A 13889-nucleotide genomic window follows, 5' to 3' on the forward strand; every position below is an offset into this window, starting at 1 on the left:
GATTCCATCGAATACATAAGGAGACCATTTATTAGGAGGAACACGATGAATACAACCAAAGTTTACATTGAAAAATACGATTTTAAAGATAAAGAAAAAGTTGAAGAGCATTTTCAAGGTTTACTTGAAAGAGATATTACATCAGCTGAAGAACTAGAGGCTTGGCTCAAGGATGTTTCTGATTTTTATGATGCGATCCAAGAGGCAACAGATGGGCATTATATTGACTTTCAAGCGAACAATGAAGATCAGGAAGCAAAAGAAGCGTTTGAATATGATCAAGAAGAGATTGAGCCTCTTGTGAAGCGATATCAGGCGAAATTAGATCAAAAGTTTATGAACACTCAGTGGAAAGAAAAATTAAGTGAAGCGGAGTACAGTCGCTTAATCCGAAGTAAACAAAATGCCCTTGAGTTGTTTAATGAAGCGAATGTTAAGCTTGAAATCGAAGAGGATAAGCTAGCTACACAATATTTTGAACATACAGGAGCTTTGACCGCAGAATGGAATGGTGAAGAAAAGACGATTACGCAATTATTCACCTATTTACAAGACCCTGATCGTTCTGTACGCAAAAAAGCTTTTGGATTGATTTTTAATGCAATGTTAGAAGTGAAGCCTGACCTTCAGGACATTATGAGCCGTTTAATTGAAATTCGTCAAGAAAAGGCAAAGAATAGCGGACTCCAAAACTATCGAGATTACATGTTCAAAAAATATGAGCGCTTTGATTACACACCTGAGGATTGTAAAGAGCTTGCTGAATCAATCAAAACGCACGTCCTACCATTGGCGAAAGAAATTCAAGATGAACATAGAAGAGAGCTTGGTTTAGAGGATTATCGACCTTATGATACGAAAGCTGTTCCCTCTGATAAAAAGCCTTTGAAACCGTTTAAGACTACAGAAGAGTTTGTTGAAAAAACAGCAACTGTATTAGGTGAACTTGACCCTCGTTTCAAAGAACTGATTGAAATCATGAATGAACGAGGCATGTTAGATCTAGAGAATCGAAAAAATAAATCGCCAGGTGGGTTCTGCACACCTTTACCGATTTCAGAGTTATCGTTTATTTTCATGAATGCTGCTAACACACACTCAGATATGATGACCCTTGTTCACGAAATGGGACACTGTGTTCATAATGACTTAAAGCGTTCGATTGAGCTATCTTATTATCGTGATACGCCAATGGAGTCTTCAGAGCTTGCAAGTATGACGATGGAGCTCATCACGATGGATTATTGGCACCATTTTTATGATAAAAAGGAAGATCTGAAGCGTGCGAAGCTAGATGTTTTAAAAGGTATCGTGACATTCCTTCCTGGTGGTGTCGTCATTGACCAATTCCAGCATTGGATGTATGAAAATCCAAATCATACAAAAGAAGAGCGTATGAACAAATATATGGAGTTACGCCAAGAGTTCGATCCAGGCGTTGTGAACTATGATGGCTACGAGGAAGCAAGGAAAGCACAATGGCTGTTTGTTCTTCATATTTTTGAAGTGCCATTCTATTATATTGAGTACGTGATTGCTCAATTAGGTGCCGTCCAAATGTATAAGCAGTACCGTGAAGATCCTGAAAAAGCTCTACTGAATTATAAAGAAGCACTTTCATTAGGAAATACAAAATCCCTATATGAAGTGTATGAAGCAGCAGGTATCAAGTTTGATTTCTCTGCTGAGATGGTGAAGGAGTTAATGGACTTTATTCATGCGGAAATTGATGAGCTAGAATAAAAATGTTAGTCCCTGGTAGAGTACCGGGGCTATTTTTGTATCTAAGAAAAAATGCCCTAATATAGAAATTTATGGTACCATGCAGTGAGGTTGTTTATCTATTAGACTATCAGGATTTAAAGCATATTCATATCAGAAAACCAATAACACAGGAGAGGGATCTTAGTGGAGTACATTAAATGGCTTCGAGGTAAAGTGGGGCATGATTATGTCATATTAAATTTTGCTGGGGCTATCATTCAAGATGAGTCGAGAAGGCTTCTCCTTCAAAAAAGAGGAGATAATCATCAATGGGGATTTCCTGGTGGTTGCATAGAGATTGGTGAATCAGCTGAGGAAACAGCTATAAGAGAAATTAAAGAGGAAACCGGATTTGATATCTCGATAAACGGGATGATTGGTGTCTATAGTAAGTATTTTCATGAGTATCCAAATGGAGATAAGGCCCAGACTATTGGTGTGTTTTTTGATTGCTCGCTTAATGGTGGCGAGATGAAGATTGATGAGAGTGAAACACTTGATTTGGAATTCTTCGATGTTGAACATATACCGCCTTTGTTTCATCAAAAGCACTATGACGCTCTAGAAGATTTTCTTAACAATAAAAGAGGGGTTTATCGATAATAAGGGGGACGACAAATGAGTTATAAAGGATCTCAGGCTTATGATAATCACGCTTTTTTTGAAAATTACATGGCCCGACGTAAACGGGAACAAAGTCCGAATGAAGTGATGGAGACGCCAGTGTTTTTAGAAAAGCTAGGCGATGTTACAGGAAAGCATATTCTGGATCTCGGTTGTGGGGATGCACGATTTGGATATGGATTGCTTCAAAGAGGATGCGAGCATTTTGTTGGCGTTGATGGGTCAAAAAATATGGTAGAAGCGGCGAATACAGTTTTGGAAGGAACAAAAGGATCGGTTTACCATTCACCTTTAGAAAGCTGGGATTTCGAGAAACATACATACAATGTTGTCATGTCCAGGCTAGTCTTTCATTATATCGAAGACCTGCAAACCATTTTTGATCAAGTCTTCAAAACGCTTTCTAATCAAGGTCGATTTATATTTAGCGTCCAACATCCTGTCTTAACTTCCTCTATTGAAAGTGCTACGAAATCCCCTAAGAAGTCGAATTGGATTGTAGATGATTATTTCAATACAGGTCAGCGGATTGAACCTTGGATTGAAGAACAGGTAATCAAATATCATCGTACAACTGAAGACTATTTTGCAATGTTGAAGCGGTCAGGCTTTAGCATAGAGGATATAAGTGAATGTTCTCCTAAGCGAGAGAATTTCTCGAGTGAAGAAGAATATAAGAGACGTAAGAGAATCCCATTGTTTTTGCTATTCTCATGTAAAAAATAAAGAAAGGAGTTCATCGTAATGGAAAGATACATAAGGTTACTCATTGCTCTAATCGTTAGTGCATTATTTATGTTCTTAGCGAATCATTTTGGGAGGTACGGATTAGATTACATTCCATTTGGGCGGATTTTGGCTAATATCGTATATGAACTGGTCTACATTGTTGGATTTATTGCATTTGTTAAAGTCGCTTACTTATGGGTTAAAGAACTCTGGAAATTGAAATAATGAGAAGATTAAATCACCCTAATAACATGTCTGGGTGATTTTTTTCGTGCTAAAAAAAGTAATATATGGTATCTTCAAAGTAAGTAGATAGGAGGGATTCCATGTCTCAACCAAAAGTAACAATTAAAGATCATAAGCAGCAATACGCTGTATATGTCAATCGGATGACGGTTTATAAACAAGGTAAAATCGTTGAATGTACAGATGACGAAGCACAACATTACTACATGTTTTTCTATAAGCAAAAATACTTAAATATTGTAAAAGAAAAGCCTCTAAAACCCGATTCATATGCCAAGAATGCCTTAGATCATGGCACAACTTTCCACGCACCTCATCCTCTTATTGATGCTACGATTTCAGAGTCTGAACCATATAAGAAACATCTATTTAATGATCTATTTCCTAAGTTAAAACAAAAGTATAATTATGATGAAGTTACCCTAATTGCATCTTTTTTTGAATCGTTTATTAAGAAAGAACAGCTCATAAAATTTATTAAAACAATGTTCTATGAAAACCGCCGTAATGGTAAAATGTTTGCTTGCTATCGCATATATCGTGTCCTAGCCAATTTTGCCTCATCCAATAGCTTTGTTCGTTCTCTAGCTAGTACGTTGGAGTTTAAAAAGTTCGATCCTCTTTATGAGCAACTGAACACCTCTTTAAAAGAAAAAGACCCCATTTATTATGAACAAGTTTTACATGATCACCTTCATGATGATGAAGCCTTTCAAAAACTCTCTCAATTTCTACAAGAAGAAGAGCGGTGGATAGATGATCTCACCATATCCATTCAAAAGTTTGAAAACGACCCAACTGATAATTGGTACACCTTTATCCAACACAAAATGATGTCTCATTTCCAAGGTAAAGCCTTTATGCAATTGTTAGAGGATTTATTTTCTCGAGTCCCAAATAATAAAATACTCCAAAAAGATTTACTCAATCAGTATGTACAATTGGATTGTCCTGAAAAAGCCTTAAACCTTATCGCTACACAACATTTAGATTTACGAGAGGATCAACTTGAGTCTTTTAATAAAGTTTTAGACCACATTAACCTTGAGGAAATTGATGTGAAGATTGAGGAATTAAACACGGTGATCGCTTCCTTATTTAAGAAGATACCTAATCAAGCTGCGTCACTTTTACAGAAAGCTATTAAAATGCTGATGAAGGACCATTCCATATCCTTTATACAAAAATGGCTAGAACCTTTACGTGGCCTACCTCAAGCTGATCCTATAATTGAAAAAGTGGATCAAATGCAGGTGTTACAGGATGAGCCGAATAAACAGTTGGAGTTAGGTGAGTTGTACTATGAATTTAGCCAAATGGATGAGGCAATTGAATGTTTTAGCTGGGAGATGGAGCTACATGACCAAAATCCTAAACCTGTACAATGGTTATCTAAAATTTATAATGAGTTAGGTCAAAGCCAAGAAGCAAAGGCGTATCAGAAATTATATGTGGATATGGTGAAAGCATAGATGACATCAAAGAGTTTAAAGGCTCTGTATCAAACCGGTACAGAGCCTTTAATTGATTTAAATAAGTTTTGATGTACGTATTTATTTAGATAATAGAAATGAGAATAAGTATGTGGTGTGAGGTTATGCTTCATTTCTAATAAAGAATGCTTCGTTTACGGTTGTGAATATATGTGTTGGTGGAGGATGGTTAACAGAGGTGATCATGAAGAATTATTGTCACTCAAATGTCATTGCATTAGATGGTTCGGAAAGTATGCTACGATATACGAGTAATCGACTAGAAAAATTTAAGAATCGTGTTTTTTAGAACATTTGAGTAAGATCAAGGAGGAACTAGGTTAATGAAAAAAATCTACTACGGTAATAATGAACATCAATTCGGCGAATTACGCCTTCCTGAGGGAGATGGACCTCATCCTGTTACAGTCGTTATTCACGGAGGGTTTTGGAGAAGTGAATATGGTATTGAGCAAATCAATGCAGTTGCTGAGAATTTAGCAGAAAACGGATGGGCTACTTGGAATATTGAATATCGTCGTGTTGGTCATGAAGGTGGGAGTTGGCCTGGTACGTTGCTTGATGTTGCATATGCAGCTGATTATGTACGAACACTTGCGAATACATATTCTCTCCAATTAGATAATGTCGTGACGATAGGTCATTCTGCTGGCGGGCATCTTGCATTATGGTTAGCTGGGCGTCATCGTTTACCGGATAGCAGCGAACTTCATACACAAGATCCTCTCAAAATCAAAAGTGCCGTGAGTTTAGCGGGTGTAACAGACCTTCGTTTGATGCATAAGGTACACGATATTCGAAATCAAGCTGTTGGAGGAGAACCAAGTAATCCAACTGCTGATTTATTGGGTGGATCTCCGGGTGAAGTGGCAAACCGGTACAACGAAGCATCACCAAGTGCGCTCTTACCCCTTGATGTTCATCAAGTATTGGTTCATGGCGCATTGGATGTCCATGTGCCCGTAGGAATCAGCCAACACTACTATCGAGAAGCCGAGGAGTTTGGTGATTTTGTGAAATTGGTGGAGCTCCCGAATGCTGAGCACTTTATGATAGTGGATCCCAGTACAGACGCCTGGGCAGAGATTTTGCAAGAGATGGAGTTATTAAAATAATCTGATTTGGATCGTCACCCTTCTTTTTAGAATCATGTAAAAAGGAAACCAATAGGGGGTTACATAAGAGAGTGCCACTGGATGGGACAGGCTTCAGATCCATATTAAAATTGGTTACATCAGAAGAGCTGACTTACTGTTCAGCTCTTTTTTTGCATAATTCATCCAGAACATATATATCTAAAAAGAAAAATATGGTAAGTTGTAAGGGGATTAGAAAGTAACACAATAAGGAGGGGGCTGGATGTGTAAATACATATTATTAGTTGGAGGAATACTCATCTGGATCCTTGCTTTTTTTGTGCTTTATAAGAGTTATGCTCCAAGAGTAGGCCCCATTGGGGAGGGCTTAGGTTACAAATCCGTCTGGTTCCATTTTGGGGTACAATTTTTTATGGGTTTCAGTGCAATTGTACATTCGATTTTGTTATTTAAGAAAGGAAAAGATCAAGAGCAATATAGCTAAGTGAACGATAGAGGTAAGAAAAGGAGTTATACATATGCTTTATGCAGTTTCACTTTACATTATAAAATATTTACTGATGTTAATTGGTATCGTTTTGAGTGCATTAGGCGTTTGGGAATTAAGAGTAGGTACACAAAAAAGACGTTATCTTACCTTTGTCATTTTAGGAGCCGTTGTCATTATCTTGAGTCAGGCGTTGATGCAGATTTGGGGAATGATAGGGATGTTTGGGATGTAGGCCCCTAAACTTGAAAGGTACCTATTAAAGAGAAAAAATCTTGAATAATTCTGTTTTGGTTCTTTTTGAATTATAACTTGAAGAAGGTTGTGCAGCTCAATGAAAAGAATGCTTTCTATTTTAGTTGTTAGTATATGCCTCCTTGTTATGTCCGCATGTACTGGCGCATCTATTACTTCCACTGCATCTGATTTACATGTTGTAAATAAAGGTTATTCAGAAGACTATAAACATGCATGGATCATTGCTTACGATCTTTATAGCGAAAAACAAGTTAAGAAAAAAATAATGGTAGAAAATCCTATGGTTTGGAATTTAATTGAGAAAGAAAAAACCTATTCCACAAGCTATTCAAAGGAAGGTAATAAACCGTGGAAACTGGACCAAATAGAACACATTGGGGATAAGGAAACCTTAAGATAACGAGAGGAATGGTAAATTGAAGTGTGTACGAATCTATTTATTTGTCATTCTCTTAATCATTTCAGGCTATGAGGTTCAGTATTTTGCTGTGGGAAATAAGGAAAATTATGTTCTGAACACTAAAGATGCTACTTATTCTTTAAATGTAATCTTGAGTCAAACTCATAAACAACCATCTGAAGAGATTGCAGAAAGAATGGTGAAGCAAATAACCAATCATGAATAAACTCACTCAAAAAATGCCGTGACACACATATAAGTGTTACGGCATTCATGTATTTCGAGATAAAAACGAAATTTTGAAAAGGATTACCCCCTGTAAAAATAGAAATAGGGAGGTGAGGAGGAAAAAACATGACATCTACATATGTGGATTGGGGAGAGGCGAAGGTTAAGCTAACCTGGCAAGAACGTGATCATCTTCCACAAAAAGACCTCATCACAAGCGCGCATGGTTTTTGCTTTTTTGATGGTCAGTTAATGATGGTTGATTTAGTTGATCGTGGATGGGATTTCCCAGGTGGACATATTGAAACCGGAGAAACCCCTATAGAGTGCTTCAAGCGAGAGGCGATGGAAGAAGGGTATGTGGAAGGGGATTGTGCATTTCTTGGAACGATTGAAGTTAATCATAGCGAAAATCCAAATTGGCATGAAAATGGTCCTTATCCAAAGATAGGATACCAAGCTTTTTACAGAATGGATATTACCCAATTGCATCCTTTTAAAGCTGAACATGAATCAGGACAACGAACATTTATCCATACCAATGCAGTAGCTGACTATTATCATAAGTGGAATGATGTTTACCGAGAAGTTCTGGCAAGTGCTTTGAAGGTAGAAAAATAGAGGTTTTCATACATAAATAAAAACGGGAGCTAAAGGAGCCTGGCGAGTATGAGATATGAACGGTTGATTTATATCATTCTAGCAGGGGGGATGTTGCTCTTTGGTGGTATTTCAGTATTCTATTATATGAAAGCGCTTCAAAATAATGTGCGAATTGATCAAGTCCATTCACAAGAGAAAGAGGATTTTCATTTCGTCTTGATCCCACAAGAGACAGATAATGATTATTGGAGGTTAGTCGAAAAAGGGGCGAGAGAAGCAGAGGAGGCCCTAGGTGTATCAGTTGAGTACAATGGGCCGAAAAAGACGAGTGTGTCAGAGCACATAGAATGGATTGAAAAAGCTGTTGCAGCCAAAGTCGATGGCATTATCACACAGGGATTAGATGAAAAAACGTTTGCTCCTGTCATCAATCAAGCGATCGATAAGGGTATTCCTGTTATCACGATTGATACGGACGCAGCATCAAGTGAACGCTCAGCCTATGTGGGTACAGACAACTATCAGGCTGGATTTTTAGCTGGACAAGCTCTTATCAAGGATACGGGTGGTGAAGCCAATGTGGGCATAATTACAGGGAGCTTCGAGGCCCGCAATATGCAACTTCGTGTTCAAGGGTTTCGCGATGCTGTAAAGAATGCTCCAGGGGTTAAGATTTTAGACGTAAAGGCCTCAAACATCACTCGTATCCAAGCGGCTGAAAAAGCAGATGAAATGCTCAGCACGTATTCCGATATGGATGCTTTTTTTGGCACGAGTGCCCTAGATAGTTATGGAATTGCTTCAACGGTTCAACAAAGAGGGCGTACAAATGGTGTTTATATCATAGCCTTTGACACGTTACCTGAAACGATCGAACTTATCCGGAATGGCATTATCGATGCAACCGTTGTTCAGAAGCCTTATAAAATGGGTTATGAAAGTGTGAGACTACTAACGCAGATTGGTAATGGGAAGACAGTTGAGCCCATTCATCATACAGGAACGGATATTTTAAGACGAGATGATTTAACGAGAAAGGAACCTTCTCCTGATGAAAGTGAGGGTCCATCATGATTCATATTCAGACGAAGCTCATGACCTTTTTCATCTTGTTGATCTTATTTATGAATGGCGTTGCCTACTTTCTCTATCAAGGAAGCCAAGATACCATTCGACAATATGATATTTTGCTTGAACGCTTCTTTTTACTGAACGAAGTTGAACAAACTACAGAAGACGTCTATCAAAATTTAAAGAGCTATATTATTAATAAATCTCCTGAACTGTTAGAAGAGTATAAGGATGGGCGAGAAGAACTTAAAACCTTGCAAGGGCAACTGCCTGAAAAGATTGATCGAAATCAATTGGTGGTGGAGAACTACTCCAATATGATTGAAAGCTTTCTTGAGGAAAGCGATCAAGCCCTCCAAGCTTATCAGAAGGAAAACATTAAAGAGTACTCTGCTCGTATGATTGAGGCAGAGGAAGTACTGTCTTATCTTCAAGAAACAGCACTCACACTCATTAATGAAGAGTTATCGGAATATGATAGTTTTTACAAAAGCCTTGTCGTCCACAATGGCTTTATTGAAAAAATGCGCCTAGCTGTCTTTGCCTTCACGTTGTTTGCATCGCTGTTATTTGCGTTTTGGTTTTCACGAGGAATCACAAGACCTATCCATGACCTGGCTCATGCAGCTAGAGAAATTGCTTCTGGAAAGTTTGATGGGGAGAAAGTACCTGTGCAAACAAAGGATGAGCTCGGGTTTTTAACGGAAACGTTTAATAGTATGCGAGAAAACATTCAATCTCTTGTAACGCAAATTAAACAGAAGTCTGAAATGAAACGATTGATGAAGGAAATGGAGCTGAAGAGCTTACAGAGTCAAGTGAATCCACACTTTCTTTTTAATACGCTTAATATGATTGCGAAAACCTCTTATATTGAGGATGCAAAAAGGACAAGTGAGTTGATTGAAGCAGTGTCTACTTTGCTTCGCCATAATTTAACGCGATTGGACCAACCGACTACGTTAAAAGAAGAGTTGAAAAATGTAAATGAGTATATGTTTATTCAACAAGCTCGTTTTGGTCAACGTTTTACTTATGAAGAGGACATCCATCCGGATACAACAGGGACACCTCTTCCTGTTTTAACCCTCCAGCCTCTTGTAGAAAATGCCTTTATTCATGGTATTGAAAATTTGGAAGCTGGGGGAGAAATTCGTATTTCTTCAATGATTAGAGATGGTATGACCCTTATTGATATACAAGATAATGGTGTAGGGATAAGTGAGGAACAAGTGGAAAAACTTTTAGCCACACCGAGTAATGATGAAGAACTACAAGAGACAAACAGAAATGGACACACGACAGGGATTGGCTTACCGAACATTATTCGTAGGCTAGAGTTGTTTTATGAGAGAGAAGAGCTTGTGACGATCGATTCTGAGATAGGGAATGGAACAACTATTCGACTCCAACTTCCAATCGAACAGGCCAGAGGAGGGATATGATGAAGTGGCTAATGGTTGAAGATGAGATGATCGAGCGCGAAGGGTTGAAAAAGATGGTCACGGACCAATTTACTGAGCTCAAACTCATTGGAGAAGCGGTATCAGGAAGAGAAGCGATCGATTTAGCTAAGGAGCATCACCCAGATTTAATCACAATGGATATCAAAATGCCTGGTATGGATGGCATTCAAGCTGTTAAAGAGATAAAAGCTTGGAATCCTGACATTGAAATCATCATGATGACGGCATATAACGAATTTGAGTATGCAAGGGAAGTCATGCGACAGGGGGTTCAGGAGTATGTGTTAAAGCCTGCAAAAAAATCTGAACTCTATGCTACATTTCAGCGAGTTTTGAATGGAATAGCAGAAAAACGACAAAAAGAGAATGAAGGCCAGGATAAGCAGGCCATTCTGTCACTGATTCAATCTAACTGGATGCAAGCTTATTTTACGGAGCGAGTTATGGAGCATTACCCTGAAGAGTTAGCTTCATTTTTCCCTGCATCTAGTGGTAAGGGTTGTGCGATGATTGTTCATTTGGATGACCCACAAGGATACGAAGAACAACAAGTGTGGATCAAAGAAGAGTTGGAGAAAAGCACTTATTGTTTAGTTGGACCGATCCAGAGCGGACACTTTCCTGTTTGGGTTTTTGCCTTTAAGGATGAGGAAAAGGTTGCAAATCTATCAAAATGGATTAGAACCACTCTGCAACGATTCCAATCCGCTTTCCAAAAAAAGATTACCATCGGTATTGGAAACCTTTATAATGAACCTTCACAGCTCATTCATTCCTATCATGAGGCTGTGATTGCAATGGCTTTTGTGAATCTTCAAAAAGGATATGTTTTGTATGATGAAGCCAAATCACAACTTGCCCCTGGTGCCTTTAACCGTGTAGTGCAAGAGAAGAAAATCTATGAAGCTGTACGTAGTGGAGATTCTGATTTAGCCATTCATCAATTTGAACAGCTCTGGCCGTTACTGGATGAAGGTGTTGAGGAAAGGATCTCTTATTGTAAGGATCTTGTTCATGCAGTCTACGGCATTATCAAAGAAATGGGCATAGCGGAGCAAAGCTTACTAAGTGATTTTCCTGAAGAAATGAATCCAAGTGATTGGAGAAAATGGGCTGTACAAAAGGTGGCACAAGCTTCAGATGGGATTCGAAGCTGGAAGCATGTCACGTCAAAAGATGCGATTTGGGAAGCGGAAGAATGGATTAAATCTCATTTTGAAGAACCCATTACGCTTGAAGACGTTGCAGAACACGTATCTTTAAGTCCTTATTACTTCAGCAAAATCTTTAAAGAGAGACTCAATAAAAGTTTTGTAGATTACCTGACAGATCTCAGGGTTGTAAAAGCCAAAGAGCTATTAACAACAACCGATAAACCTTTAAAAGAAATCAGCCAACTAGTGGGCTATAAAGATCCGAATTATTTTAGTCGTGTGTTTAAAAAACGAATGGGCGTGACGCCTTCTGAATATAGGGTTCCTTCTATGAAGTCATAGATAAGATGTTGATCATAGGTGTCTAGCTCCAGCGCCCAGCAACTAGTATGCTTGGGCCCACACGACGTGGGTTAGATCGACGTTGTCACAGGACGTGACGTACTTAGTCGATCATTCTTTCAGTAAGATAAGTCAACATCGAATCACTTCGTTCTTCGTGTTTCCTTTACACGTTTGTTAAATGAAATTTTAACAATGAAGGAACTCGACGTAGTTAAAATTTCTAGGTGAAAGTACCATGGTAATTATGCTTCTGTCTGCGCCTATTGGCTTGCCAATCAGCAAGTTTTGTTAATCTTACTGCGGCTCAATCCAGCATATAAGTTGCTAATCGGGCACCTCCGTTTTTCTTACATCAAAATAATGCGGTTAAACAACAAAATATTGAAGAGAGTTCTTAAAATGAACACCCCTTCACCATGATACATTGTAAATGAAAGCGATTACAATTACTTATGGATGAAAGGGGTTTTATTTTTGAAACGATACGGTTTTTTATGGATGATCGCCATCCTTCTAATCGGGACAATGGCAGCTTGTAGCGATTCCGACTCTAGTTCAGATGGATCTGGAGGAGAAGGAAAAATTGAATTATTCAGCTGGTGGACTGCAGGCGGGGAGTCTGAAGGTCTTAACGCACTTATGGATCAATTTAAAGAAGAACACCCAGACATAGAAATCGAAAACGCAGCAGTAGCAGGAGGCGGCGGTTCAAACGCCAAAGCTGTGCTAGCTAACCGTATGCAAGGAGGAGACCCACCATCCACATTCCAGGTACACGGTGGAGATGAGCTGCTTGCAGGTTGGGTAGCGGCTGATAAAATGCAGCCACTGAACGATCTTTACGAAGAAAATAACTGGAAAGACGTTTTTCCTCAAGATCTAATCGATATGGTTAGTAAAGACGGGAATATCTATGCCGTTCCAGTTGATATTCACCGCGGAAACGTCGTTTTCTATAACAAAAAGGTATTTGAAGAAAACAACATAGAACCACCTAAGGATTGGAATGGATTCTTAGAAGTAGCTGAAAAGCTTAAATCGAAAGGCATCACACCACTTGCTCTTGGTGACAAAAACGTGTGGCCATCCACTATGGTCTTCGAAAGCATTCTTCAGGCAAACCTAGGAGCAGAAGACTACAACAAACTTTGGAATGGTGAAATTCCAATGGATGATGAGCGTGTTGTGAAGTCTGCTGAAATGTTCAAGAAAGTTCTAGCTTATGTAAACGAAGATCACAGCGCTCGTGCTTGGCAGGATGGTTCTCAGTTAGTAGCTGATGGAAAAGCAGCTATGAATATCATGGGTGACTGGGCGAATGGTTATTACAAGAGTAAGGACCTAAAGCCAGGTGAAGATTATGGTTGGTTCGCTTCTCCAGGAACAGAAGGCGAATTCCAGGTTATCACGGATACATTCGGATTACCTAAAGGCGTTGAAAATCCTGACCAAGTAAAAGAATTCTTAACGGTTCTTGGTTCGAAAAAAGGTCAGGACGCATTTAACCCGAAAAAAGGTTCGATCCCTGCCCGTACAGATGCAGACATGTCTAAGTACGGAAAGTATTCTACAGATACAATCAAGGATTTCAAAGATTCAAAGCTTACACCAAGCTTAGCTCACGGTTCAGCAGCACCTGAACAGGTTGTAACGAAAGTAAACCAGGCAGTAAACGTATTTGTTACACAGCAAAAAGTAGACCAATTTATCGAATCACTAAAACAATCTGTAAGCTCACTTAAATAATAGGGTAGCGGGGAGGTCAAGTGTGCCTCCCTTCTATCGTTTATATGGAGTAAGGTGATTTTTGTAATTAGTGGCTTTAATTTATTTAGTAGAGTGGGCCACATCCAGCTCCAGCGCCCAGCAACGAAGGGAGTTCCCTCGCCTCCGTTCGATAAGTCAACATCAAATTGTTTCACAA

15 protein-coding genes are annotated in these 13889 nt (G+C 38.9%); all 15 read left to right on the top strand.

Annotated elements, in window-relative coordinates; translation table 11 throughout:
- Positions 1–45: 45 nt before the first annotated feature.
- The gene (locus tag GS400_RS06685) at positions 46–1743 is read left to right on the top strand and encodes a M3 family oligoendopeptidase (RefSeq protein ID WP_160100200.1); all 1698 of its coding nucleotides are present in this window, start codon (positions 46–48) and stop codon (positions 1741–1743) included.
- A 159-nt stretch (positions 1744–1902) separates the two neighbouring features.
- Entirely contained in the window at positions 1903–2367 is a 465-nt protein-coding gene (locus GS400_RS06690) for an NUDIX hydrolase (RefSeq protein ID WP_160104533.1), read from the top strand.
- A 15-nt stretch (positions 2368–2382) separates the two neighbouring features.
- On the top strand, positions 2383–3114 hold the full coding sequence (locus GS400_RS06695; RefSeq protein ID WP_160100202.1) for a class I SAM-dependent DNA methyltransferase: 732 nt from the start codon (positions 2383–2385) through the stop codon (positions 3112–3114).
- 18 nt (positions 3115–3132) lie between these two features.
- Positions 3133–3342, top strand: a complete 210-nt coding sequence (locus GS400_RS06700) for a hypothetical protein (protein WP_160100204.1) — start codon at positions 3133–3135, stop codon at positions 3340–3342.
- A gap of 101 nt (positions 3343–3443) precedes the next feature.
- Positions 3444–4835, top strand: a complete 1392-nt coding sequence (locus GS400_RS06705; protein WP_160100206.1) for a tetratricopeptide repeat protein — start codon at positions 3444–3446, stop codon at positions 4833–4835.
- Between the two features lie 344 nt (positions 4836–5179).
- On the top strand, positions 5180–5971 hold the full coding sequence (locus tag GS400_RS06710; RefSeq protein ID WP_160100208.1) for an alpha/beta hydrolase family protein: 792 nt from the start codon (positions 5180–5182) through the stop codon (positions 5969–5971).
- Positions 5972–6215: 244 nt separating this feature from the next.
- Positions 6216–6437: a hypothetical protein gene (locus tag GS400_RS06715; protein ID WP_160100210.1), complete on the top strand. Its 222-nt coding sequence runs from the start codon at positions 6216–6218 to the stop codon at positions 6435–6437.
- A 34-nt stretch (positions 6438–6471) separates the two neighbouring features.
- Positions 6472–6675 (top strand): hypothetical protein, encoded by a 204-nt coding sequence (locus GS400_RS06720; RefSeq protein ID WP_160100212.1) that lies wholly within the window; start codon positions 6472–6474, stop codon positions 6673–6675.
- 99 nt (positions 6676–6774) lie between these two features.
- Entirely contained in the window at positions 6775–7098 is a 324-nt protein-coding gene (locus tag GS400_RS06725) for a hypothetical protein (RefSeq protein ID WP_160100214.1), read from the top strand.
- 16 nt (positions 7099–7114) lie between these two features.
- Positions 7115–7324: a hypothetical protein gene (locus tag GS400_RS06730; protein ID WP_160100216.1), complete on the top strand. Its 210-nt coding sequence runs from the start codon at positions 7115–7117 to the stop codon at positions 7322–7324.
- A gap of 128 nt (positions 7325–7452) precedes the next feature.
- The gene (locus GS400_RS06735; RefSeq protein WP_160100218.1) at positions 7453–7947 is read left to right on the top strand and encodes an NUDIX hydrolase; all 495 of its coding nucleotides are present in this window, start codon (positions 7453–7455) and stop codon (positions 7945–7947) included.
- A 48-nt stretch (positions 7948–7995) separates the two neighbouring features.
- Positions 7996–9003 (top strand): sugar-binding protein, encoded by a 1008-nt coding sequence (locus GS400_RS06740; RefSeq protein ID WP_160100220.1) that lies wholly within the window; start codon positions 7996–7998, stop codon positions 9001–9003.
- Positions 9000–10445, top strand: coding sequence for a sensor histidine kinase (locus tag GS400_RS06745; RefSeq protein WP_160100221.1), 1446 nt, complete (start codon positions 9000–9002; stop codon positions 10443–10445). The genes GS400_RS06740 and GS400_RS06745 overlap by 4 nt, the downstream gene beginning before the upstream one ends.
- Complete coding sequence (locus tag GS400_RS06750; protein WP_160100223.1) at positions 10445–11962, top strand: response regulator; 1518 nt, start codon at positions 10445–10447, stop codon at positions 11960–11962. The genes GS400_RS06745 and GS400_RS06750 overlap by 1 nt, the downstream gene beginning before the upstream one ends.
- 477 nt (positions 11963–12439) lie before the next feature.
- Positions 12440–13711, top strand: coding sequence for an ABC transporter substrate-binding protein (locus GS400_RS06755; RefSeq protein ID WP_370519763.1), 1272 nt, complete (start codon positions 12440–12442; stop codon positions 13709–13711).
- Positions 13712–13889: the final 178 nt, after the last annotated feature.

Origin of the sequence: Pontibacillus sp. HMF3514 (assembly GCF_009858175.1) — a bacterium.
In the GTDB taxonomy this organism is placed as follows: domain Bacteria; phylum Bacillota; class Bacilli; order Bacillales; family BH030062; genus Pontibacillus.